Origin of the sequence: Vibrio kagoshimensis (assembly GCF_050337535.1) — a bacterium.
Classification (GTDB): Bacteria; Pseudomonadota; Gammaproteobacteria; order Enterobacterales; family Vibrionaceae; genus Vibrio; species Vibrio gallaecicus.
This window is the reverse complement of sequence record NZ_JAKJSZ010000010.1, coordinates 51,885-77,143: the sequence shown is the minus strand read 5'-3', so window position 1 is coordinate 77,143 and position 25,259 is coordinate 51,885. Positions and strand designations below refer to the sequence as shown.

Below are 25,259 nucleotides of genomic sequence, written 5' to 3'. Positions count from 1 at the left end.
CATACGCTTCCGACGATTAGCAGCAACAGTCTTATCAAGGCGCTTTGGCTTTAGTCGATGTCTTAATTTCATTCTTCGTGTAATCCTATTATTCAATTGTAAGTGGAGATACGTTGTTTGTTTCTAACTTTATGAGTATAGCGACGTTATAGAACGATTTTATTACCACAATATGACATAGGGTGCGGCTGCTTGAATTTTTAGTAAATATATCTTTAGAAAAGTGGGAGGTTTAAGGATAACGACGATAAGTCGGCTCTTTACCCCACATAACTTATTTTAAGATTTTGCTTTATTCCTTAGGCTTTTCTTGTTGTTCAGAGTCATCAAGTTTAATGATTGGTTGCGCACTTGATATTGAAGGTGTTGGAGTGATGACAATGAGGTCGTCCATTTCCACAGTTTGCTCTGCTAATGCTTGTTTATCAACATGGCCTATGATGCTTTGATAGTAACGTCGTATATTCTCAACGTAATTCTGCGCTTCATCACCTCGCGCATACCCATAACGAGTTTGGCTGTAGTACTTTTTCTGTCTGAGTAAAGGAAGCCGCTCTTTTACATCCGCCCATGAGTCAGGGTTTGCACCTTGTGATTTGGTTAAACGTCGAGCATCCATCATGTGACCAAAACCAACATTATAGGAGGCGAGGGCAAACCAAATTTTTTCGTGTTCTGTAATCGAATCTGGCACTCGTCGCACAATCCTGCCTAAGTATTTTACGCCACCTTGTACTGACTGTTTCGGGTCAAGCCGGTTAGTCACTCCTACACTTTTGGCGGTGGGTAAGGTCAACATCATCATACCGCGTACGCCAGTCGGGGATTTAGCCACTGGGTTCCAATGCGATTCTTGGTAGGCTAAAGCTGCGATCATTCGCCAATCAAACTCTTGAGAGTATTTTTGGAAAAGAGGTGACCATTTTGGCAGTTTACTATCTAGTGCACGGATGAAAGCTCGTGTATCGACATAGTCAAAAGTACCTATGTGACCAATGTATTTTTCTTCTAAGCTTGCTAGCTGCCCTGATTGTTTATAATTTCCAAAAAACTCAATGAGTAAGGCGTATAAGCTTTCATCTTCAGACTTATTCAAGTACCAAGAGATCGGTTGATCTTCAGTTAGTTCAAAGGCAAGAGCGAGATCAGGATATAAGCGTTGGGCTAAAGATAGCTCAACTGAATCTGCCACCGTAAATAGAAGCTCATTTTTTGATACCTTTCTAAGGAGATCATTTATGTCTGCATTATTCACAGCTTGGTAAATAAAGTCGCTGTGTTCTTTTTGAAGCTCTTTCAGAGTGGGCTCAAAGTGCGATTCTTTCACGACAACTAAAGAAGGGGAAAGTGGTTGAATTATATCAGGCTTATTGGCTGGGAAAGCACTGCTCACACTATCATCCAACTCTACATTTAATGCAGCTTTCTCAAATTCGGCGGTATGCTCTAGTTGGCGATTATTTTCAAACTCAATCAGTTGTTTTAGATTTCTTGGACGCCACTGACCTTTTTTATACACCACCTGCTGGCTGACATAATAATAAGCAGGGGTTGCCCTGAATGATCTCGTCAAATTTGAATTTTGGGTTAATCCTGTTGCGATTATATCTATTTCACCTTTTTTCAGGGCTGGAAATAGTTCTGATAAGCGGTAGGCGGGTTTGATCTCCATCTTCACGCCAAGCTGACTCGCAAATTCTTGAGCCAGTTCATAGTCTAAACCAGCAGGACCGTCTGGTCCTATATAGTAGGAAAGTTGATTGTTGAGGGTGCCAACTCGAAGCACGCCGCGTTCCCTTATTTGGTCAAGAACACTTTTTGGTTCAGATTCAATCTGACAGCCTAATAGCCCTAGAGCACTTAACGTTAGAATGAGTAATTTAGAGAAAAAAGAAGAAGTAAACTTTGGCATCAAATGAAATCTCGAAAAGTTGAACTCCCTTTATATCAAACCCCGAGAGGCTGGCAAAGCGGCTTTAAATAAACACTTATAAAAGAGGTGATTTCACCAGCAAATTTACCATTTACACTCATGAATAAAAAAAATAACGCAAACGGTTGCTTTTGGTGTTACGTCACAAAAAGAAATGCTTTATAATGCGCTCGCATTGAAGAGGTGGAATCGGCATAGGTTTGGCAACCTTCGGGAATAGCTTCGAAGAAAACAGTTAGGTTGTTCCTATAACCCACTGAATTTATTCCAATACTACCTTAATCAACTGCATAAGAGACCTAAGCACATGAGAATTTTGCGTGGCTCCCCAGCTCTATCTGAGTTTCGTGTTAACAAGCTTTTAGAGCTTTGTCGTGAATTAAGCTTACCTGTAACAGGTATTTACGCTGAGTTTGCCCACTTTGCTGATTTAACGGCAGACCTAGATGCGTCTGAAGTTGAGAAGCTAGAAAAGCTACTGACTTACGGTCCAACGATTGAAGAGCATGAACCTGAAGGTTTACTGCTGCTTGCAACGCCACGTCCAGGCACTATCTCGCCTTGGTCTTCAAAATCAACTGATATCGCACACAACTGTGGACTGGCTAAAGTGTCACGTCTAGAGCGCGGTACCGCTTTCTACATTGAAACTTCTTCTGAACTTTCTGAGCTTCAACTTGTTGAGCTGAAAGCAATCCTGCACGACCGTATGATGGAAGTGGTTTTCACTGACTTCGAATCGGCAGCAGCACTATTCACAGTTGCTGAGCCTGCTCCTTATGCGGAAGTTGACCTATTAACTGGCGGACGTAAAGCGCTTGAAAAAGCAAACGTTACCTTAGGTCTTGCACTAGCAGAAGATGAAATTGATTACCTTCTTGAAAGCTTCACTGAAAAGCTAGGTCGTAACCCGACTGACATCGAGCTAATGATGTTTGCACAAGCGAACTCAGAGCACTGTCGTCACAAAATCTTTAACGCTGATTGGACTATCGATGGCGTTAAACAAGATAAATCATTGTTTAAGATGATTAAGAACACCTTTGAAACGACGCCTGAGCACGTTCTGTCTGCTTATAAAGATAACGCAGCGGTAATGACGGGTTCAGAAGTCGGTCGTTTCTTCCCAGATCCTGAAACTCGCCAGTACAACTACCACCAAGAGAAAACACACATCTTGATGAAAGTTGAAACGCACAATCACCCAACAGCAATTTCCCCGTGGCCTGGCGCATCAACAGGTTCAGGTGGTGAAATTCGTGATGAAGGCGCAACAGGTATTGGTGGTAAACCAAAAGCAGGTCTGGTTGCTTTCTCTGTATCTAACCTTAAGATCCCGAACTTCGTTCAACCTTGGGAAACCGACTTTGGTAAGCCAAGCCGTATTGTTACTGCTTTGGATATCATGCTTGAAGGTCCTCTTGGTGGCGCAGCGTTCAACAACGAATTTGGTCGTCCAAACCTATTAGGTTATTTCCGTACTTACGAAGAGAAAGTAAATTCTCACGCAGGTGAAGAAGTACGTGGTTACCATAAGCCAATCATGCTGGCTGGTGGTCTAGGTAACATTCGTGATGATCATGTTCAGAAGAAAGAGATCCCAGTAGGTGCAAGCCTAATCGTTCTTGGCGGTCCAGCAATGAACATCGGTCTTGGTGGCGGTGCTGCATCTTCAATGGATTCGGGTTCTTCTTCTGAAGACTTAGATTTTGCTTCTGTACAGCGTGAAAACCCAGAGATGGAACGTCGTTGTCAGGAAGTTATCGACCGTTGTTGGCAGCTTGGTGATGCGAACCCAATCGCATTCATCCACGATGTGGGCGCGGGCGGTATCTCGAATGCACTTCCAGAGCTAGTCGATGATGGTGAGCGCGGTGGTATCTTTAACCTACGTGACGTGCCAAACGATGAGCCGGGCATGAGCCCACTTGAGATCTGGTGTAACGAATCTCAAGAGCGTTACGTTATGGCGGTTGCTGATAAAGATATGGCAACATTCGACGCGATTTGTAAACGTGAACGCGCACCATATGCCGTGGTTGGTAAAGCAACAGAAGAACGTGATCTTAAATTAGAAGATTCACATTTTGACAACACGCCAATCGACATGCCAATGGACATCCTATTAGGTAAAACACCTAAGATGCACCGTGACGCGAAGACGCTAAAAGCAAATAACCCTGCGATTGACCGTTCTGGTATCGAACTAAACGAAGCGGTTGATCGTATTCTTCGCCTCCCAACAGTGGCAGAGAAAACATTCCTTATCACTATCGGTGACCGCTCGGTAACAGGTCTTGTAGCTCGTGACCAAATGGTTGGTCCATGGCAGGTTCCAGTAGCAAACTGTGCAGTAACAGCTGCAAGTTACGATTCTTACCATGGCGAGGCAATGTCTCTTGGTGAGCGTACGCCAGTGGCACTTCTAGACTTCGGCGCGTCAGCTCGTCTAGCCGTTGGTGAAGCAATCACTAACATTGCTGCGACTAACATCGGTGATATCAAACACATTAAACTGTCGGCTAACTGGATGTCTCCAGCGGGTCACCCAGGTGAAGATGCAGGTCTTTACGAAGCGGTGAAAGCAGTCGGTGAAGAGCTATGTCCAGCACTGGGTCTAACTATCCCTGTGGGTAAAGACTCAATGTCGATGAAGACTAAGTGGGAAGAGAACGGCGAGCAGAAAGAAGTAACGTCTCCGCTATCTCTTGTTATCACTGCGTTTGCTCGTGTTGAAGATGTGCGTAAGACGATTACGCCTCAGCTTCGTACTGACAAAGGCAATACGTCACTGGTTCTTATCGACCTAGGTAACGGCAAAAACCGTATGGGTGCTACAGCACTAGCGCAAGTTTACAAGCAGCTTGGTGACAAGCCTGCAGATGTAGACAACGCAGCTCAGCTAAAAGGTTTCTACGAAGGCGTTCAAGCGCTTGTTGCAAACGACCAAGTTGTGGCTTACCACGATAAAGGCGATGGTGGTTTATTCGTTACTCTTGCTGAGATGGCGTTCGCTGGTCACTGTGGTGTTAACGCAAATATTGAAGCGCTAGGCGAAGATGTTCTAGCTGCACTATTCAACGAAGAGCTAGGTGCAGTAATTCAAGTTCGTAACGACGACCTAGATGCAGTTCTTTCTACTCTTGCTGCAAACGGTCTAGAAGCATGCTCACACGTAATCGGTAGCGTTGTTGGTGAAGGGGAAGCGTCTGATGAGCTAGTAATTAAGTCTGGTGAGACTGTAGTAATTGAACGTAACCGTACTGAATTACGTACTATCTGGGCTGAGACGACGCATAAGATGCAAGGTCTACGTGATAACCCAGTTTGTGCTGACCAAGAACACGAAGCGAAGAAAGACAATTCAGACCCAGGTCTAAACGTGAAACTGAGCTTTGATGTTAACGAAGATATCGCTGCGCCGTTCATCAACACAGGCGCTAAGCCTAAGATGGCAATTCTACGTGAGCAGGGTGTTAACTCTCACGTTGAAATGGCAGCGGCATTCGACCGTGCAGGTTTCGAAGCAACTGATATCCACATGAGCGATATCCTAACGGGTCAGGCGGTTCTAGAAGAGTATAACGGCCTTGTAGCATGTGGTGGCTTCTCTTACGGTGACGTACTAGGTGCAGGTGAAGGTTGGGCTAAGTCAGTTCTGTTTAACGACTCTACGCGTGACCAATTTGAAAGCTTCTTCAAGCGTGAAGATACGTTCTCTCTAGGTGTGTGTAATGGTTGTCAGATGTTGTCTAACCTGCGTGAACTTATCCCAGGCGCTGAATACTGGCCGCGTTTCGTTCGCAACGAATCAGAGCGTTTCGAAGCTCGTTTCAGCCTAGTAGAAGTTCAGAAGTCAGACTCTGTATTCTTCAACGGCATGGAAGGTTCTCGTATGCCAATCGCTGTTTCTCATGGTGAAGGCCGCGTAGAAGTGCGTGACAACGACCACCTAAACGCGATTGAAAACTCAGGTACGGTTGCTCTACGTTACGTTGATAACAACGGTAACCAAACGCAGCAATACCCGAACAACCCGAATGGTTCGCCAAACGCTATCACAGGTCTAACAACAACTGATGGTCGTGTAACTATTATGATGCCTCACCCAGAGCGTGTATTCCGTACGGTTGCAAACTCATGGGCTCCAGAAACTTGGGGTGAAAACGGTGCTTGGATGCGTATGTTCCAAAATGCACGTAAAAACATAGGTTAATGACCACGGGTTAATTAAAGTAGCCAAATATATGAAAGGGCAGTGCGAAAGCATTGCCCTTTTTTCTTTGTTTAGGCTTTAACTCGTAAGAGACAGAGACAGAGACAGAGACAGAGACAGAGACAGAGACAGAGACAGAGACAGAGACAGAGACAGAGACAGAGACAGAGACAGAGACAGAGAGTTGGATCGTGGCAGGTGTTTATCTTGTTTACCTAAGAGGTAAATCCCAGATACAAAAAAGGCCGCCTTAGAGGCGACCTTTCATTTATTCGTATTAGCTACGACATTAAAGTTCTAATTAAAGAGCGATAACGTTGCTAGCTTGAAGACCTTTTTGGCCTTGCTCTACTTCGAAAGACACTTTTTGGCCTTCTTTAAGAGTTTTGAAACCCTCAGAAGCGATAGCACGGAAATGTACGAATACGTCTGCGCCGCCGTTATCTTGAGTAAGGAAACCGAAACCTTTCTCTTCGTTAAACCATTTTACGATACCAGTATTTGAGTTAGACATGTTATGTCCCTTATTTTATTTAATTGAAAAACGTTCAATATTAACAGATTGTTAATGTATTGAATTATATAATGTGATGCTAAATAAAAGGGAAACGCCTAACTACAAAAACTAAGTTTTAATAGTGGAAGTTTTACTTGTACTTGATGCTGCATTTAATAACTCTCTGAACAACTGGCGCTATGATAACGCTGGATGGTTTTTTGTACAGAGTTTTTTTCGTTTTTTTTAAAATTATTCAGTTTGACAAATGACAGTATTTTTAGGTTTTTTATGAATTGGAATACGCCATTAAGTTCTATTGTTGCGAGTGCTTATTTTTTAGCTAAAAAAGCCGTTAAATCTCTCGAATTAACGGCTTTTTAATCAAAAACTTAAACTTATAAAATTGTCAGAGTTTGATTTCGCAATTTAAACTATCTATTAATTGTTGCTGTGTAGCTCACTGTTTAGTTCAACTGCTGATTTGTTAGCAAGACATTCAATCTGACCTGTCACAGAGTTACGACGGAACAATAGATCTGAAACGCCAGCTAGATCGCGAGCTTTAATGATTTCGACTTCGTTGCCTTCTTTATCTAGCATGCGAACTTTAGTTCCTGCAGTAACGTAAAGACCAGATTCAACAGTACAACGATCGCCCATTGGGAAGCCAAGACCTGCGTTTGCGCCTAGTAGGCAGTTTTCGCCGATAGAAATAACCATAGTACCGCCACCAGACAGTGTACCCATGATAGAAGCGCCACCGCCGATATCTGAACCGTTACCGACCACAACACCTGCAGAGATACGACCTTCAACCATGCTCACGCCTGTTGTACCCGCGTTAAAGTTAATGAAACCTTCGTGCATAACTGTTGTGCCTTCACCAACATGTGCGCCAAGACGTACACGAGATGTATCAGCAATACGGATACCAGCTGGTACTACGTAATCCACCATTTTAGGGAACTTGTCTACGCAATCTACAGATAGAGTTTCACCTGCAAGGCGAGCTTCGATTTGACGATCTGCTAGTTCAGGAAGGTCGATTGGACCTTTGTTTGTCCACGCGATGTTGTGCAGAAGACCGAAAATACCGTCTAGTACTGTACCGTGTGGTTGAACTAGGCGGTTAGAGATAAGTTGTAGCTTAAGGAAACCTTCAGAAACAGAAGCTGGCTTTTCGTCAGTTGCTAGAACAACAAGAACAAGAGGCTGCTGTGAAGCTGCTGCTTTTTCAGCAAAAGAGGCACTGGCAGCTTCGCCATTCGCTGCGAATGCTTTTGCAAGCTCTGCACTTTGTGCCGCAGAGATTTCAATAGCTTGGTTGCCTTCAGTGTAACCAGCAACTTCTGCTACCGCAGAGACTAGCGCATCGCTTGGATTTAGAAGTGGGTTAGGGAAAAACGCTTCAATGATTTTATTGTCGCGGTTTTTGGTTGCCGTACCGAAGGCCAGTGAAAAGTAAGCCATGTTGAATCTCCATGTATTGAATTGGTCTATGGATAGCGAGCAGCTATCGCATGATATTTTCATCTTAGGAACATCATAAAGAGAGCGCTCTTGTTATGAAAGAGTGTATGGGGAGAAAGTCTGTAAAATGATATTGCTTGTCTTTTTAGAGATATATTTCATTTATTGGATATTGCTTGCTTTATTGCTTCACTTTGATCATGCGGGATTAAAAATAGAGGCAGAATTTCAGATAGTGCGAAGTTAAAGCCGATAAAACACCCAATATAGGGAAATAATCAATCAATTATGATGACTTCAAAATTATTCAATAAGGCAGATCTCAATTTCTATAAAAAAGGTCATAAACCATTTAGATAATACGACTTTTGTTTATTTCTAGTAGTGCCTAGCAGCGACTGAAAAAAGCCCCACTCATACCAAGAAAAGTAAGATGGTGATCACTAACACACTGCAAAATATCAGTATATTACCCGCCATATTGATATCTATAACGATAAATGAAGGATCTGCTATGAATTTTACTAAGTCTCTATTGGTACTTTCTATTGGTGTCGCAATGGTCGGTTGTGGCTCAGATAGTAACGATGCACCTTTGACATGTGATACTGCTGAATCTTGTACAAAATTTACAGTTTTGCACACAAACGATAACCATGGTCGTTTCTGGGAAAACAGTAAAGGCGAGTACGGCATGGCTGCGCGTAAGACACTGATTGACAGCATTCGAGCTGAAGTGACTGCAAATGGCGGCGAGACTATCTTATTATCAGGCGGTGATATCAACACTGGTGTGCCAGAGTCAGATATGCAAGATGCAGTGCCAGATTTCGTAGGTATGAACTTGCTTCAGTATGATGCAATGGCGCTAGGTAACCATGAATTCGATAACTCCTTAGATGTACTGAAAATGCAAGAAGAGCTTGCAGATTTCCCAATGCTAGCGGCAAACATCTACGTAAAAGATGGCGATACTGTTACTGAAGAAAGACTGTTTGACCCATACAAAGTATTTACCATTAACGGCTTAAAAGTAGCGGTTATCGGTCTTACGACAAAAGATACTGCAAAACTAGTTAATCCAGATAATGTCGCAACGGTTCACTTCGGTGATCCTCAAGTAGAAATCCGTAAAGCGATTGACGAAATCAACGCTAATGAAAAGGTTGATTTAATCTTTGCTACGACACACATGGGTCACTATGTAAACGGTCTGCACGGTAGTGAAGCACCTGGTGATGTTTTACTGGCGCGTTCTTTGGAAGAAGGACAACTTGATGCGATCATCGGTGGTCACTCACAAAACCCAGTTTGTATGGAAGGTAATGAGTACGCAGATTTCAAACCGGGTGACGATTGTAAGCCTGATCAGCAAAATGGTACTTACATCATGCAAGCACATGAGTGGGGCAAATATGTAGGTCGTGCTGATTTTGAATTTTACGGTGGTGAGTTACACCTAGCGAAATATGACCTTGTACCGGTGAACTTAAAAGAAAAAGATGAAAATGGTGATTACCAGTTCATTGAATCTGAAATTAAGCCAGATCCAACAGTTAAATCAATCCTTTACCCATACCAACAACAAGGTCAAGAGTTACTTGACGTGATCATCTCTAATACTGATGGAAAATTAGAAGGTGAACGTGGTGTGGTTCGTGCTGAGCAAACTAACCTTGGTCACTTGCTAGGCGAGGCTTACCGCACGTATGAATTAGTGAATGCTGATTTTGGTGTGATGAACTCAGGTGGTGTTCGTGCTTCTATTGAAGCGGGCGACGTAGCGTACCGTGACGTATTGACGGTTCAACCATTTGGTAACTTCGTTACAAAAGCAACAATGACCGGTGCTGAAGTTAAAGACTACTTAGACGTAGTTGCAACGAAGACTGCGGGCTCTGGTGCTTATGCACAATTGGATAATATTAGCCTAACGGTTGACTGTGATTTGAGTGATGTAACGATTCGCGACATCAACAATAAAGGTTTTGATCTAGCAGAAACGTACACTTTCTCTGTTATTAGCTTCAGTGCTGCAGGTGGTGATGATTACCCAGTGATTGATGTTGAATCTACCCAGTTAACAGATGCATTTGTACTGCGTGAGTTTTTTGCTGCTAACCCGCAAATCACTGCTGCAGATTATGCTCCAGAACCTGGCAAACTTATTTATATGAGTAACGGCCAAGAAGTGAAAGGCTGCCCAGCAAGCTAATCACTGACATCTAAATTGATGATATTGATACCAATCAGCCAGCAATTTGCTGGCTGATTTTTTATATACAGCTTCTACATTGGGTAAAGCGATACTATGCTTGGCTCACTGCAACAGCTAAGGCAACGGTTGCTCCCACCATAGGGTTATTACCCATACCAATGAACCCCATCATAGCCACATGAGCAGGCACAGAAGAGCTACCTGCAAATTGTGCGTCTGCGTGCATTCTTCCCATTGTATCTGTCATACCATAAGAAGCAGGACCGGCAGCTACATTATCAGGGTGAAGCGTTCTGCCAGTACCGCCACCAGAAGCAACGGAAAAATAAGGTAACCCTTGATTGTTACGCTCCATTTTGTAGATGCCAGCAACAGGATGCTGAAAGCGAGTTGGGTTAGTTGAGTTTCCAGTAATGCTTACGTCCACTTGTTCTCTATGCATAACTGCCACACCCTCACGGACATCATCAGCGCCGTAGCAAAGAATGTCACCTCGCGGACCTTTAGAGAAATGTCTACGTTCTATTTCAACCAGTTCATTCGTGTCGTAGTTGAATTGAGTGCGCACATAGGTAAAACCATTAATCCGTGAAATCAAATAGGCAGCATCTTTACCTAACCCGTTAAGAATGACTTTCAGCGGTGTTTCTCGTGATTGGTTGACGTTTAATGCAATTTTTATTGCTCCCTCAGCAGCGGCAAAAGATTCATGTCCTGCTAAAAAAGCGAAGCATTGGCTTTTTTCATTAAGTAGACGAGCCGCGAGATCGCCATGCCCAATGCCCACTTGACGCTGCTCAGCCACGCTGCCTGTCTTGGTGAATGCTTGTAAGCCTTCACCAATGATCGTCGCTGCTTGCTCTGCATTCTTGGGGTGTCGGAAAAGTGCTAGTGCAGTTCCTAAAGTATAAGCGTTTACTGCGCTTTCAAACGCGATAGGTTGAGTTTCCATTACTGTTGTCTTTGGGTCGATATTTCGTTCCATGCAGTACTGATAGGCTTGCTCAAGAGAAGATAAATCCATTTCATTCAATATATTGAGTGCATGTTCTGGTAATTGATTATTCATAATAGAAATCTCTAAGCTTGGCGTGGGTTAATGGTTTTAACGGCTTCATCGAATCGACCATAGGTTCCGGTCGCGAGTTTAGCGGCTTGATCAGCAGGAGTACCTTCATTGATGGCTTTCATCATTTTCCCAAGGTTGAGGTACTGGTAGCCAATTACTTCGCTACTTTCATCAAGCGCTAAGAGTGTGACGTAGCCTTCTGCCAATTCCATATAGCGAACGCCTTTGGCTTTTGTCGCGTAACTGGTACCAACTTGGCTGCGCTGCGTCAGCCCTAGGTCTTCTAGGGCTGCGCCTACTTCTAAACCTCCTTTAGAAAAGGCAGATTGAGTACGTCCATAGACAAACTGCAAAAATATCTCACGCATTGCGACATTTATAGCGTCACACACCAAATCAGTATTTAGAGCTTCAAGAATGGTTTTTCCAGTGAGGATTTCAGCTGCCATTGCTGCAGACTGAGTCATACCTGAGCAACCTATTGTTTCGATTAGCGCTTCTTCTACAATGCCACTTTTAACATTTAAGGTGAGCTTTGCTGCGCCTTGTTGAGGAGCACAACTGCCAACGCCATGGCTAAGACCTGATATGGCAATCACATCTTTTGGGCTGACCATTGCTCCTTCAACAGGAATAGGTGCAGATGCGTGTAGTTCGCCCCTTTGAATTGGGCACATAGATTGAATTTCTGAAGAGTAATGCATAATGTTTTCTCACTAATAAAGTCATTTAAGACCTAGGCGTTGAGAAAGCAGGACATGTTGGAAGAGGTGTGGCTAAATTCACTACAGATCTTTTGTGCCGATATTCCAAATGTCGTTGCGAGCTTATGCTCACATAAAGTGATAGGAATAACGATACACCCAACAGTTTTACCTGTTTTCGATTCTGTAGGAGTCATTAGCACTGTTCGAAAAGAACGGGCGGTTGAAGCGAAAGCTTAGGTGGAACCCCATCACCTGATGACAATAGATTAGATCTTTATCACACTTTCATGCAAGTGAATATTTAGAGCAATTTCGACTATAAAAAGTGCTTATTATATTTCGATAATTATAAAAAACGCCAATAATGAACTCTAAATAAAGTTAACTATTAGCGCTTTTATAAAGAAATTAGCTAGTTATGCTGCATCTTCTTCTGCGTCTTCAACGGCTTCAAGCTTCTGAGCTTTTTTCGGAGCCGGTTTGCGCTTAGCACCTAAAGCGTAAAGAACTTCTTCTTTGTTCTTCGCTAGGTACATTGCAAGTTCTTCTTGCTTACCTTCATCTTCGATTAATTCACTTCCACCAAGTAAAGTGAATAATTCATCTGCCATATCCAGCATTTTGTCATAAGCGTCAGCTTCGGCTTTAGAGGTAAAAGTCATTTTCTCTTCTCCGTTGCGTTCGACCACGTACTTAACGATAACAGCCATGGTTAGTCCTCAAAGTTTGGTTGATTTTTACTGGCTTTTTATACAGTTTTACAGGCTTAAAGTCCAGTTGAATGCCTATGGGATCCCTATCATTGGGAGCCTAGTCTATTTGTTGCTGCCAGTGTTGGCAGTATTCCATAAAGGATTTGAGTAAGGGGCTTTGATATTTGTCTTTATGAACCAGTAACCAAAATCTTCGCTTCATATCTAATGGCACATTCAATACTTTTACTCGCCCATCTTGAATGGCTGGTTGTACCGCGAGTTGAGATAAGCACGCAAAACCGAGCCCTGCAGAAACGGAGTTGATGATGGCTTCAGTCGTATTCAATTCAAATGATTCGTACCAGTGCTCTAAACGAGGCGCAACGGTTCGAAGAAAAAATTCACGAGTCCCAGAGCCGGATTCTCGCAATAACCAATAGCTGCTTTCTAAATCGTGCAACGAAACTTGATCTAGTTGGGCGAGAGGGTGATTAGCTTGAGCAACGATACACATTTCATCATCACTAAATTGGCTGGAAATAAGTTCATTATGCTGAGTCTTTCCCTCAATGAGCGCAATGTCGAGTTCGTAGTCGACCAGTTTTTGGCAAATGAGTGCACTATTGGAAATGAACAAGCTTTGATCTTGATGCTGAGTTTGCTGGCGAAAACCTGACAAAATATAGGGCGCGACTTGATTACCAATTGTATCGCTTGCACCAACTTTCAGTAAGCCACTTAAGGCTTGTTTGTCACCGAACAGTTCATCAATCCCAGCGGCTCGGTGCAATATTTCATCTGCAAGTGGTAATAACTTTTGACCTTCTTGATTGATCACAAGGCGGTTATTAACACGATCAAATAAAGAGTGACCGAGTTGTTTTTCCATTTCGCCCAACGCCATGCTGACCGCAGCTTTAGATAAAAATAAAGCTTCTGATGCGGATGTGAGCGTTGAGTGCTGAGTAATGGTGACAAACACTTTTAGCTGCTTAATTGAAATATTGGACATAGCTTTCCTAATTCATAGAGGCATGGTTTTTCTAGCTCATAGAGGCGCTGTTTGTTGCTCATAGAGGACTATTTTTTAGCTCTATAAGAAATAGTTTGTAGCTCATAGGAATAGTGTTTAGTTATTCTGAACGCTTGTTATATATAATTGGATATTAGTAAACATTGTGCAAGCGTATTATAGCTTCAACAAGCTGATGAGTTCGCAAGTTAAGGTGAATGAATTAAGTGAGAGAGTTTAAGAGAGGCTAATATGATTCAACGCATACAACATAGTTTGACAGGTGCCCCAACCCCAATGGCAGGCTTAGCATTAGCCATTGCGAGTTTAGGGTGGTGCTGGGATGGAGTGTTAATCTCGCAAGGTGTTATGCATACACCTGGTGTCGTTCAGTGGGTTAGCGCTGCAATCGCCGCGAGTTTGCTGCTCATTTTAGCCGTTAAATTTTTGATTCACGGACATTTGCTACGTGAAGACTTAGCTCATCCTGTTGTTGGCAGTGTTGTTCCAACTTTTGCTATGGGCTGCATGATTGTTTCTGCATCATTAGGTCCTATTTCTCAATTCTTGCAAGAGGCGGTATGGCTAGCATCTGTTGCTTTACACGTTATTTTTCTAGCGAGCTTTTTGTACCACAGAGCAAAACAGTTTGAGATTCACCATATGGTGCCAAGTTGGTTTGTGCCACCGATTGGTATTATTGTGGCGGATGTTTCTTTCTCTGGGAATCCAACGTTGGAGCCGGTCGCGAATACTGTCTTGATTTTTGGCTTGATCGTTTATGCGGTAATGCTGCCACTTATGATTTATCGATTAATGTTTCGTAATGAAATTCCAGATGCTGCGAAACCAACGATTGCGATTATGGCTGCACCGGCAAGCTTATCGTTAGCGGGCTATTTAACGGTTTCTCCAGAACCATCGCCAGTTATTATTAGCTTGTTGTTTGGTATTGCAATACTCATGACATTCATTATTTATGTCGCGTTCTTTAAGCTGCTTCGTCTACCATTTAGCCCGGGTTATGCGGCTTTTACTTTCCCAATGGTTATCGGGGCAACCGCATTATTTAAAATGGCGACTTGGATGCAAGGTGTGGGTATTGAGGCTCAGTTTATCAATCAAATCTATGTCTTAGCGTATGTAGAATTAGTCATCGCGACTTCTGTTGTAACTTATGTCGCCGTGAGATATTACATGAATTATCAGCCACACCGTATCCTTCGAACTTTGTAGGGTGGATTCTGACCAAGCACTCGTTCAAAACGTAAACAGACGTTAAGTTTTCAGTATTTCATAAGCTTATATTCCTCATCCGAACTCGGCACTTATGCTAATCTGGCTGTATATTGTGGCAAGATTAACGTGAGTGCACTTTGTTTACTGTTTACCATTCCAATAAAGTTGATACTTTAAAAATTATCCTCGTTCATTTAATTAAGAATGATCCCTTAGCTAATCCATTTGATAAAGAACAGATTCTTGTTCAAAGCCCTGGTATGTCTCAGTGGCTAAAAATGGCGTTGGCAAAAGAGTTTGGTATTGCGGCTAATTTAGAGTTCCCACTACCTGCCACATTCATCTGGGAAATGTTTACCCAAGTCTTACCTGATGTCCCTAAACGCAGTGCTTTTAATAAAGAAGCGATGACGTGGAAGTTGATGAGCCTCCTCCCTGCTAAGCTCGAATTACCCGAATTCTTACCATTACAGCGTTATTTAGAAAACGATGACGATAGCTCTAAGCTATATCAACTGGCTGAAAAGATTGCCGATATTTTTGATGGTTATTTAGTGTACCGACCTGAATGGATGGCGAGTTGGGAACTTGGGGATTCTATTGCTGAATTGCTAGATGAAGAAGGGCAGCAAGAGCATCCTTGGCAGCCTATTTTGTGGCAAGCTTTGTATGAACAAACGCTATCTCAAGGGCAATCTAAATATCACCGTGGCAACTTATACCATGATTTTATTGAAGCGCTGATTGCCAATAAAATCAACTTAGACAAGCTTCCTAAGCGATTGTTTGTTTTTGGCATTTCTTCGCTTCCACCTCGTTATATGGATGCCTTAAAAGCTCTGGGTGAGCGTATAGATGTTCACTTAATGTTTACCAACCCTTGCCAGCACTACTGGGGAGATATTCGAGATAGAAAAACCATCGCTCGGATTGAAGCAAACCAAAGAAAACAATTTGCACTGGTTAATGGTGCACCTCAATTAGAAAGAGAAGCGTCACCATTAAAAAATGGCATAGAAGCGAATATCGTAGAAGATGAATTGCATACTGGGCACGCCGTTGGGAACAGTTTACTAGCATCGTTAGGTAAACTAGGACGTGATAATTTACTTTTGTTATCGCAATCGGAATGTGAAGAGCATGAGTTTTTCATTGATGTGCCACGCGATACTCTATTACACCAGCTCCAAGCCGATATTTTAGAGCTAGAAGAACATCAAGACGATCACATACTAGATTCAAGCCAACATAAGCAAGCTATTCAACTTGGTGATAGCTCGGTGACTGTGCATGCCTGTCATAGCCCAATGCGAGAAGTCGAAGTACTTCATGATCAACTTCTAGCGATGTTCGATGCAGATCCATCCTTAAAACCACGCGACATCATTGTGATGGTGGCAGATATTAATGCCTATAGCCCTGCCATTCAGGCGGTGTTTGGTAATGCTCCTGGTGAGCGATATATCCCTTATTCCATTTCAGATAGAACCGCCGACCAAGAAAGCCCAATTCTTGCTGCTTTCATGCAGCTGGTGGCGTTACCTAATACACGTTGCCTTGCTTCTGAGCTTCTTGAGTTGCTTGAAATACCCGCAATGATGGCAAAGTTCGAGATAGATGAATCTCAATTTGAACAAGCTAAGCAATGGGTAGAAGAAGCAGGGATCCGTTGGGGAGTGGATGCTTCAACTGCTGAAGAGTTCGAACTACCCGCAACTGAGCAAAATACTTGGTTATTCGGGATTCAAAGAATGTTACTGGGCTATGCAATGTCTGACTCTGCTGGCTTATTTGAAAGCCATGGAGACTCCATTGCCGCTTACAATGAAGTTCAGGGTATAAACGCAGAACTTGCCGGGAAATTAGCCCATTTTATTGAATGCATTGCCCATTATCGTGATTTGCTTACTCGTTCTCAGTCTATTGATGCGTGGCGAGAAGTATTGCTTTCTATGATTGATGATTTCTTTGCGGTTGAGCTTGAGGGTGAAGTTGTACTGAAATCAATCCGAGATGCGCTTTCTCAACTCAAAGAGCAGTTGGATGATGCACTATTTGAAGAAGAGTTGTCTCCAAGCATTATCTACCAATATCTAAATAACAAACTATCCGGTGCTCGAATCAGCCAAAGATTCCTTGCTGGTCAAGTTAACTTCTGCACCTTGATGCCAATGCGTTCTATCCCTTTTAAAACCGTGTGTTTGTTAGGAATGAATGATGGAGTGTACCCGCGTTCAGTGCCACCCGAAGGGTTCGACTTAATGAATGGCCGAATCCGCCCTGGTGATAGATCTCGCCGAGATGATGATCGTTACCTCTTTTTAGAAGCCATGCTATCGGCTCAAGAGTGTCTATATATCAGCTTTGTTGGTCGCTCAATTCAAGATAATACAGAGCGTGTTCCTTCTGTCTTAGTGGCTGAGTTATTGGAATATTGCCAGCAGAATTATTGCTTGGAAGGGCAGCAAGCATTGCCTAGTGATGATTCGGGTGAAAACTTAGAGCAAGCCATAACGTTTGAACATTCAATGACGCCATTTAGCCCTTCTGCTTTTAATCATGAATTGGCACCAGCTCTGAATAGCTATGCGAAAGAGTGGTTACCTGCTGCCAACAGACAAGGGCAAAGAAGTGGTGATTTTAACCGGTCTTTGGATGAGTACTTACATGGTGCGATTTATCCCTTAGAACTTGATTTGGTTGAACTGCAACGATTCTGGCGTTTACCTGTGCAGTATTTCTTCAATCGTCGTTTAAAAGTAATGTTCGAGCCACCACTGCCAGTTATGGAAGATGATGAACCATTTGTATTAAATGGGCTGGAAAGCTTCCAACTTAAAAATGGCTTGTTGCAAGTATTGCTTGAGAACTCAGAAAATATTGATGAAGCCGTTTCGCAATTTGTAGCAGAACAAAAAGCGCAAGGTAAGTTACCAATAGGTGCATTTGGTGACATTGAGTTTGAAACAAATAGAGTCCAAGCCGAAGAGTTAGCAAAAGAGATCCGTTTTGTTAGCGGTTCTATCCAAAGCGATATAGACGTCAATATCGAGCTCAACGTTCTTGGTGAAGGTAAACCAGTCCGCTTAACGGGTTGGTTAACTCAAAACTACCGCTCAGGCTTAGTTCGTTACCGAAGCGGAAAAATACGCTCACAAGACTACTTATCAGCATGGATTGATCACTTGTGTTGCGCTGCCATGGGGAATACAAAATCCACTCACATTATTGGCTACGATAGAAAAGAGGGCGTTGTGCATTTAACTTATGCACCACTTGATAACGTTCAGAAAGCGGTTGAGTTATTAGGTGAATTGGTTGAACTATTTTATCAAGGAATGACAGCACCGTTGCCTTACTTCCCTAAAACAGCATTAGCCAATGTTGAGGCGGGCTTTAGCCGAGGTAAATGGGTAGATGATGAAGAAAAGTCATTCAAGAAAATGGCAGACACCTTTAACGATAGTTATGCATTTACTGGTGAAGGTCGTGATACTTATATTTCGCGTATCTGGCCGCAATGGAATGATGAACTTGCCGCTCAAGCTCGTTTATATTCCAGCCGAATCTTACAAGCTCCTCGCTTATCTGCCATCGACCCTAAAGATCAGGAATAACCAATCATACAGTCATAGGTCTGTGTCTAGAAATAAGGCTTAAAGAGCTGATTTTAAAGAGACATGTCTAAAGAGCTTGGGGAAGATAAATAAAGCATTAGGTAAGCTGAGTTTGGAAACAGAGAGTTAGAAAGCTAGGAAAACAGAAGGCTAGAAAGCAGAAAAGTAAAGTGGCCGCCAGTAAATCATTATTAGTGTAGGGCGTTCGCTGTGCGGCCATAGGTCAGAGGGACCATGATTCTTTTGGTTAGCAAAATGTAACAAAATATAGCTAACTCATGGCGCGCATAGTAACGGGCACATGAAATGTTAACCGTGAGTGAGATCTCACAACATTCTATAGAGTAAATAAATATTCATAATTCCCTCCATTTTATGGGAAAGATCACATGCATTTAGAGCGACTGTTATTTGCTATGGGGTCTGAGGTAAAGGAAACCCTCGCGATTTAAGCTGGGATCACCCAATTTAGATAATTGAATGATGACAATAACGAAAACAAAATTGATAGTGAAAGGTGTGCATTTATGACAGTAACGTCTCAGGCGAATTCAATAGTGGCGACGCCTCTTCAAACCATGACATTTCCTTTGCATGGTGCACGGCTCATTGAAGCTTCTGCGGGCACAGGTAAAACCTTCACTATTGCAGGTTTGTATTTACGCTTGTTATTAGGTCATGGCTCTGTGACTTCAGAAGAATCAGAAGAATCAGAAGAATCAGAAGAATCAGAAGAATCAGAAGAATCAGAAGAATCAGAAGAATCAGAAGAATCAGAAGAATCAGAAGAATCAGAAGGCACACGTCACCAGCAACCTTTGACTGTCGATCAAATCTTAGTCGTGACTTTTACTGAAGCGGCTACAGCAGAGTTAAGAGACCGCATCCGCTCTAGAATTCATGATGCCAGAATTGCTTTTGCCCGTGGAGTTAGCCACGACCCTGTTATTGCACCACTATTAGAAGAAGTCTCTAATCACGCTCAAGCGGCATCGATTTTATTGCAAGCTGAGAGGCAGATGGATGAAGCTGCGGTCTACACTATTCATGGTTTTTGTCAGCGAATGCTAACGCAAAATGCTTTTGAGTCTGGCAGCCGTTTTGACAATGAATTTGTCACTGATGAAAGTCACTTGAAAGCGCAAGTGGTCGCTGATTATTGGCGACGTCAGTTCTACCCATTGCCGATGCAATTGGTTGGTGAAGTTCGCAATATTTGGGGATCACCTTCGGCTTTACTGGCTGATGTAAACCGTTATCTGACTGGCTCTCCACTTAAACTTACTGTTGAAGCGATGAGCGGTGACTTGCAAAGCCTACATAATCAGAACCTAGATAAAATCAAAGCCCTGAAAAAGCTATGGTTAGACTCAGAGGCTGACTTCTTAGCGTTAATATCTGGGTCTGATGTTAATAAGCGAAGCTATACCAAAAAGTCACTACCTACTTGGCTTGAAGCTGTTACGGCTTGGGCGAACAGTGAGACCTATGATTATATTGTTCCGGATAAACTCGAAAAGTTCTCGCAAAGTACATTAAATGAAAAAACACCCAAAGGAACGGCACCGCAGCATGCGGTTTTCGAAGCTATCGAGGACTTTTTAGCGAATCCAGCAGACCTTAAAGCACCTCTATTAGCGCATGCCATCCAACATTGTAGAGAAATGTTGGCAAAGGCTAAGCAGCAAAAGCAATGGTTGTCTTTTGATGACTTGTTGACTCAGCTATCTGCTTCAATCGATATGGATGAGCAATCACTGTTAATTGAACGAATTCGAAGCTTATACCCCGTTGCAATGATCGATGAATTCCAAGATACCGATCCACTGCAATACAGTATTTTTAGCCGTATTTATTTAGACAGCCCAGAATGCGGCTTGTTTATGATCGGCGATCCCAAGCAAGCGATCTACGGCTTCCGTGGGGCGGATATTTTTACTTACATCAAAGCTCGTAACCAAGTTAGTGCTCACTACACGTTAGGGACAAACTGGCGCTCAAGTGCTGATATGGTTAGTGCTGTCAATCAGGTGTTCGCAACGCCTGATAGCCCTTTCATTTATGACCAGGATATCCCTTTCTTATCGGTATCAGCTAGCCCTAGTGCTGATAAAAGAAAATGGGTAATGAATGGTAAAACCCAGCAAGCCATGACCTTTTGGTTACAAGAAGCAGAAGATAAGCCACTGCCGAAAGGCGAATATCATAAGGCGATGGCAGAGGCGACTGCGAGTCAAATTCAAACCATTCTTACGGCTTCTCAGCAAGGGCAAGCTTTCTTTGATTCAGGTAAAGAGCTGCATGCTATTGCTGCTGGGGATATTGCGGTACTCGTTCGTACCGGAAGTGAAGGTAGGTTAGTTAAAAACGCATTAGCAGAGCAAGGTATTGCAAGTGTTTATCTGTCAAACAGAGACAGTGTGTTCATTAGCTCTGTCGCGCAAGATATCCAGCGCCTATTACAAGCGGTACTGACCCCTGAAAACGACAGAGCCCTGAGAGCAAGTTTAGCTTCAGAATTATTTGCATTGGATGCGGCATCTCTTGATGAATTGAATAACGATGAAGTCGTATGGGAAAACGTGGTGAATGAATTCCGCGAATACCGCAAGCTTTGGCAAATCCGCGGTGTGCTACCCATGTTGCGTGGTGTTATCAGTAAGCGCCATTTAGCAGAAAGATTGCTAGAAGAAGAAAATGGTGAGCGCTCACTTACCGACTTAATGCACATCGGTGAACTTTTACAGCAAGCAAGGCAGGAGCTTGATAGTGACTATGGTTTACTGCGCTGGTTAGCAGAATCCATTGTTGATGCGCAAAATGGGTTAGGCGGAAATGAAGATGATATACAACGCCTTGAATCAGAAAGAAACCTCGTTCAGATTGTCACGATCCATAAATCTAAAGGATTGGAATATGACTTAGTCTTTTTACCTTTCGTTGCAAGTTACCGCGAAGCAAGCGAAGGTAAATATTATGACCATGAAACCGATGCCACGGTTTTAGATATTACTGGCAGCCCGCAAGCCCTTGCCCAAGCAGATAAAGAGCGTTTAGCTGAAGATTTACGCTTAATATACGTAGCGCTTACTCGTGCTGTTTATGGGTGTTACATCGGTATGGCACCCTTGAGAAAAGGTCGCTCAACGAAAGAGCCGACTGGTGTTCACCTAAGTGCCATGGGGCATTTAGTACAAAATGGTGAAGAGTTAGGCATTGCAGAACTTACGCAAAAACTAGCGGGTTTAGAAACGAATAGTTCAAGTATTGTTTTAGCAGAAGTTCCAACGGCTCATGCTGATGTTTTTAAAGCTAATGAAGAGCAAGCTGAAGCATTAGAAGCCAGAACTTTACAGACCCACATTGATCGCGGGTGGCGAATTACAAGTTACTCAGGATTAGTAAAACAAGGTCATCACAGTGCAAGTCATGATGCGACTATTGAAGTATCAGGGCTCGATGTTGACTCTGCTGAAGAGCAAGATGAGTTGGAGCTTATTGAACCAGAACGATCAATATTTACCTTTCCCAGAGGTGCTCGCCCAGGAACATTTCTGCATACTTTGTTTGAAGAGGTAGAATTCACAGAACCTGCGACTTCAGAACGTAATGAACAGGTCATTTTACAGCTACTTGAATCTGAGCAATATGAAGCCGAATGGTTGCCAATTTTACAAGAACTGGTCGATACCGTTCTTAATACTCCACTTGATGGAAAAGATTTAAAATTATCCAGTAAAGGAGAGTCTCAGCGGTTGGTTGAGATGGAATTCTTGTTGCCGATAGAAGTGCTTAGTTCTTCAGAATTGAATCGGGTAATTCAATATCACGATCCTTTATCGGCTAAAGCTGGGGATTTAGGCTTTCAAACAGTACAAGGAATGCTGAAAGGCTTTATTGATTTAGTCTTTGAGCACCAAGGAAAATATTACGTATTGGACTGGAAATCTAACCATTTAGGTGACGATGTGAGCGTTTATCATGGTGGAGCCTTGAAATCGGCAATGGCTGATCACCGATACGATTTACAATATCAAATTTATGCACTTGCACTTCACCGATATCTTCGAAGTCGAGTGGCTAACTACCGCTACGACACTCATTTTGGAGGTGTGTATTATCTATTTTTGCGTGGTATCGATGGGCAATCACAACAAGGGATATTTTCAGCTAAACCTTCTCTTGAGCTTCTAGATGAAATGGACCAATTGATTGATGGAAAAATCATTGATAGACGAGATGCACTTTTAAATGATGACGAAGCCGGACAAATGGAGCTTTTATAATGACACCTATTGATTTTAATTCGGCTTCATTACTCGACATTTTAAAACTGTTGGCAGGTAAAGGGTCTTTACGTCAGCTGGATTATCAATTCGCACGATTTATAGCTCAGCAAGGATCGCAAGAACTTGGTTTTATCGCTGGAGTAGTCAGTAATGAATTAGGAAAAGGTAATATCTGTGTCCAACTTTACCTTTTTAACTCCAGTAAAGGCTCAGATTCTAAATCAAATTCTTATATCGACTTTGCTCATTTGCTTGGGTTATACGGCGAGGCTGCCTTACAACTTAACCAAAGGTTAATTAATATTGATTGGCTGAGCATCCTAAATGACTCTCATCTTGTTGGGCTTGACAAATCTGAAGATGCTAAGCCTTTGATGTTTGATGGACAAAGGGTTTACTTACACCGTTATTGGAATTATGAGGTTGTTTTAGCCAACACTTTAAACCGCTTGAGTAAACCCGTTGAATTCAGTTTTGAGCAAAATCAGGCTTTAAGCCAAACGTTAGATCGCCTCTTTTCTCGCAGCTATCATTTCTTATTTAATGCCTTAGCTAAAGCGGCAGCAAGTCATAAAAGTACTCAAGTGTTGAGACAGCAACTTGTGTGTGATCATCTTGATGTTGTTGAAGAGTCGTCATTGAACTGGGCTGCGATTGATGAGCAGTTACAAAATGCAACTCAAGTGCCTGATCTGCAAACTCTTGATACTTTAGTACCATTGTCAGTTTGTTTAAATTGGCAAAAAGTGGCAGCGGCGGTGGCATTAAGCCGGAGGTTTACCGTTATTTCTGGTGGTCCTGGTACCGGAAAAACCACAACCGTTGCTAAGCTATTAGCCGCTATGGTTGAGCAAAGCCTAGGTAAAAATAACTGTGAGTTTACAAACTTACCAATCATCAAACTAGTTGCCCCAACAGGAAAAGCAGCAGCTCGCTTGACCGAATCAATTGGTAAAGCTATTGAGCAATTACCGATATCACCTGAAGTTAAAAATAATATTCCTACAGAATCCAGCACCTTGCATCGCCTTTTAGGGGCAATTCCGAACCGTGCTGAGTTCAGGCATAATCGTAATAACCCATTGCATCTTGATATATTAGTGGTTGATGAAGCTTCAATGGTCGATCTATCTATGATGTATAAGCTGGTGGATGCTTTACCTGATCATGCAAGGCTAATATTACTCGGTGATAAAGATCAGCTTGCTTCAGTGGAAGCGGGGGCAATTCTTGGTGATATTTGTTCGTTTACGGAGTCTGGGTATAGCTCGTCACAAGGTGCGTTAATTGCGTCACTGACAGGGTTTGAGGCTCTGAATAAAGTGTCGAAACTCGCTAAACATCCTTCTATTGCTGATAGCTTGTGTATGTTGCAAAAGAGCTATCGATTTGATGCGCGTTCAGGCATTGGTCAGTTAGCTAAAGCCATCAATATGGGAAGCTCTCACCAAGTTGATAAAGTATTTTATGCTGGGTTTGATGACATCGAAAATCACATGTTGTCGAGTGATAGCTATAACTTAATGCTCCGTACATTAGTGACAGAATATGGTCGTTATCTCAATAAAATTGATGAACCATTAGATGTAATACCTTTAAATATTGGTGAAAAAGAACCTGCTACTGATGAATTTAATGTAATACGCAAAGAACAAGAATTAAGAGTAAAAGCACAAGATCAAAAAGCGAAATCCGTTCTCGAATTATTTAGTCAGTGCCGCTTGTTATGTGCTATTCGAGAAGGTGACTTTGGCGTTTCGGGGTTGAACCACCGTATAGAAAAAGCGCTAGCAGCCAGACGATTAATTCAACCTAATAATGATGAGCTTTGGTACCACGGTCGTCCTGTTATGGTGACAAGAAATGATCATGGTCTTGGTCTTTATAATGGTGACATTGGGATCTGTATGCTGGATGCTACAGACGATAGCCGAGAAGGAGAGGCTGCTCGTTTGAAGGTGTACTTTGAATTACCGGATGGCAACGTGAAATCTATTCTACCGAGTCGAGTTCCAGATCATGAAACCGCTTATGCGATGACGATTCATAAATCTCAAGGTAGTGAATTTGATCTGACCTTAATGATTTTACCACCGGAGTTCAGCCCGATTTTAACTCGTGAATTGATTTATACCGGTATTACACGTGCAAAAAGTCGTTTAATGATGTTCAGTGATACTGGAGTTTTGAAGCGTGGTATTAAAGTGAGAACAGAGCGAATGAGTGGGCTGGTTAGCCGCCTTGTGAACTGAGTAATATGGATGATGTATATATGTCTGGGGAAAATATAGCTAA

General features: G+C 42.6%; 13 protein-coding genes and 1 riboswitch. Of the genes, 6 read left to right on the top strand and 7 right to left on the bottom strand.

Annotation, left to right across the window (positions count from 1 at the left end):
• Window positions 1–292 precede the first annotated feature (292 nt).
• A complete protein-coding gene (mltF, locus tag L4C37_RS11330) occupies window positions 293–1,912 on the bottom strand; it encodes a membrane-bound lytic murein transglycosylase MltF (protein ID WP_429768632.1) in 1,620 nt (539 codons plus the stop codon).
• A gap of 328 nt (window positions 1,913–2,240) precedes the next feature.
• Between mltF and purL the strand changes: the two genes are divergently transcribed.
• Complete coding sequence (purL, locus tag L4C37_RS11325; RefSeq protein ID WP_429768630.1) at window positions 2,241–6,149, top strand: phosphoribosylformylglycinamidine synthase; 3,909 nt, start codon at window positions 2,241–2,243, stop codon at window positions 6,147–6,149.
• Window positions 6,150–6,450: 301 nt separating this feature from the next.
• On the opposite strand, the gene cspE is transcribed toward purL, so the two are convergent.
• Window positions 6,451–6,663 (bottom strand): transcription antiterminator/RNA stability regulator CspE, encoded by a 213-nt coding sequence (cspE, locus tag L4C37_RS11320; RefSeq protein ID WP_137374914.1) that lies wholly within the window; start codon window positions 6,661–6,663, stop codon window positions 6,451–6,453.
• Window positions 6,664–7,086: 423 nt separating this feature from the next.
• Complete coding sequence (dapD, locus tag L4C37_RS11315; protein ID WP_429768629.1) at window positions 7,087–8,118, bottom strand: 2,3,4,5-tetrahydropyridine-2,6-dicarboxylate N-succinyltransferase; 1,032 nt, start codon at window positions 8,116–8,118, stop codon at window positions 7,087–7,089.
• Window positions 8,119–8,632: 514 nt separating this feature from the next.
• Here dapD and ushA point away from each other — a divergent pair.
• Window positions 8,633–10,333 (top strand): bifunctional UDP-sugar hydrolase/5'-nucleotidase UshA, encoded by a 1,701-nt coding sequence (ushA, locus tag L4C37_RS11310; protein ID WP_372266833.1) that lies wholly within the window; start codon window positions 8,633–8,635, stop codon window positions 10,331–10,333.
• Window positions 10,334–10,427: 94 nt separating this feature from the next.
• On the opposite strand, the gene L4C37_RS11305 is transcribed toward ushA, so the two are convergent.
• The 4 genes from L4C37_RS11305 to L4C37_RS11290 form a co-directional block, all read right to left on the bottom strand.
• Window positions 10,428–11,405 carry a GGGtGRT protein gene (locus L4C37_RS11305; protein ID WP_372266830.1) on the bottom strand — a complete coding sequence of 326 codons (978 nt, stop codon included), beginning with the start codon at window positions 11,403–11,405 and terminating at the stop codon, window positions 10,428–10,430.
• Between the two features lie 11 nt (window positions 11,406–11,416).
• Entirely contained in the window at window positions 11,417–12,109 is a 693-nt protein-coding gene (locus L4C37_RS11300; RefSeq protein ID WP_429768628.1) for an iron-sulfur cluster assembly scaffold protein, read from the bottom strand.
• A gap of 180 nt (window positions 12,110–12,289) precedes the next feature.
• Window positions 12,290–12,374: riboswitch (Fluoride riboswitch) on the bottom strand.
• Window positions 12,375–12,528: 154 nt separating this feature from the next.
• On the bottom strand, window positions 12,529–12,822 hold the full coding sequence (locus tag L4C37_RS11295) for a YebG family protein (RefSeq protein ID WP_137374909.1): 294 nt from the start codon (window positions 12,820–12,822) through the stop codon (window positions 12,529–12,531).
• Between the two features lie 100 nt (window positions 12,823–12,922).
• The gene (locus L4C37_RS11290) at window positions 12,923–13,819 is read right to left on the bottom strand and encodes a LysR family transcriptional regulator (protein ID WP_273294159.1); all 897 of its coding nucleotides are present in this window, start codon (window positions 13,817–13,819) and stop codon (window positions 12,923–12,925) included.
• Window positions 13,820–14,071: 252 nt separating this feature from the next.
• Between L4C37_RS11290 and L4C37_RS11285 the strand changes: the two genes are divergently transcribed.
• The 4 genes from L4C37_RS11285 to recD all read left to right on the top strand — a co-directional run bounded on the left by L4C37_RS11285 (window position 14,072) and on the right by recD (window position 25,216).
• A complete protein-coding gene (locus L4C37_RS11285; RefSeq protein ID WP_273294160.1) occupies window positions 14,072–15,055 on the top strand; it encodes a TDT family transporter in 984 nt (327 codons plus the stop codon).
• 140 nt (window positions 15,056–15,195) lie between these two features.
• Complete coding sequence (gene recC, locus L4C37_RS11280; RefSeq protein ID WP_429768627.1) at window positions 15,196–18,675, top strand: exodeoxyribonuclease V subunit gamma; 3,480 nt, start codon at window positions 15,196–15,198, stop codon at window positions 18,673–18,675.
• Between the two features lie 527 nt (window positions 18,676–19,202).
• Entirely contained in the window at window positions 19,203–22,961 is a 3,759-nt protein-coding gene (recB, locus tag L4C37_RS11275) for an exodeoxyribonuclease V subunit beta (RefSeq protein ID WP_429768626.1), read from the top strand.
• Window positions 22,961–25,216: an exodeoxyribonuclease V subunit alpha gene (gene recD / locus L4C37_RS11270; RefSeq protein WP_429768625.1), complete on the top strand. Its 2,256-nt coding sequence runs from the start codon at window positions 22,961–22,963 to the stop codon at window positions 25,214–25,216. Before recB ends, recD begins: the two co-directional genes overlap by 1 nt.
• Window positions 25,217–25,259: the final 43 nt, after the last annotated feature.

Bases quoted from the DNA above. Each gene is read 5' to 3' on its own strand.
- L4C37_RS11295 (WP_137374909.1), bottom strand. From the start codon at position 12,822: ATGGCTGTTATCGTTAAGTACGTGGTCGAACGCAACGGAGAAGAGAAA.
- L4C37_RS11290 (WP_273294159.1), bottom strand. From the start codon at position 13,819: ATGTCCAATATTTCAATTAAGCAGCTAAAAGTGTTTGTCACCATTACT.
- L4C37_RS11305 (WP_372266830.1), bottom strand. From the start codon at position 11,405: ATGAATAATCAATTACCAGAACATGCACTCAATATATTGAATGAAATG.
- mltF (WP_429768632.1), bottom strand. From the start codon at position 1,912: ATGCCAAAGTTTACTTCTTCTTTTTTCTCTAAATTACTCATTCTAACG.
- L4C37_RS11300 (WP_429768628.1), bottom strand. From the start codon at position 12,109: ATGCATTACTCTTCAGAAATTCAATCTATGTGCCCAATTCAAAGGGGC.
- recB (WP_429768626.1), top strand. From the start codon at position 19,203: ATGACAGTAACGTCTCAGGCGAATTCAATAGTGGCGACGCCTCTTCAA.
- cspE (WP_137374914.1), bottom strand. From the start codon at position 6,663: ATGTCTAACTCAAATACTGGTATCGTAAAATGGTTTAACGAAGAGAAA.
- dapD (WP_429768629.1), bottom strand. From the start codon at position 8,118: ATGGCTTACTTTTCACTGGCCTTCGGTACGGCAACCAAAAACCGCGAC.
- L4C37_RS11285 (WP_273294160.1), top strand. From the start codon at position 14,072: ATGATTCAACGCATACAACATAGTTTGACAGGTGCCCCAACCCCAATG.
- ushA (WP_372266833.1), top strand. From the start codon at position 8,633: ATGAATTTTACTAAGTCTCTATTGGTACTTTCTATTGGTGTCGCAATG.
- recD (WP_429768625.1), top strand. From the start codon at position 22,961: ATGACACCTATTGATTTTAATTCGGCTTCATTACTCGACATTTTAAAA.
- purL (WP_429768630.1), top strand. From the start codon at position 2,241: ATGAGAATTTTGCGTGGCTCCCCAGCTCTATCTGAGTTTCGTGTTAAC.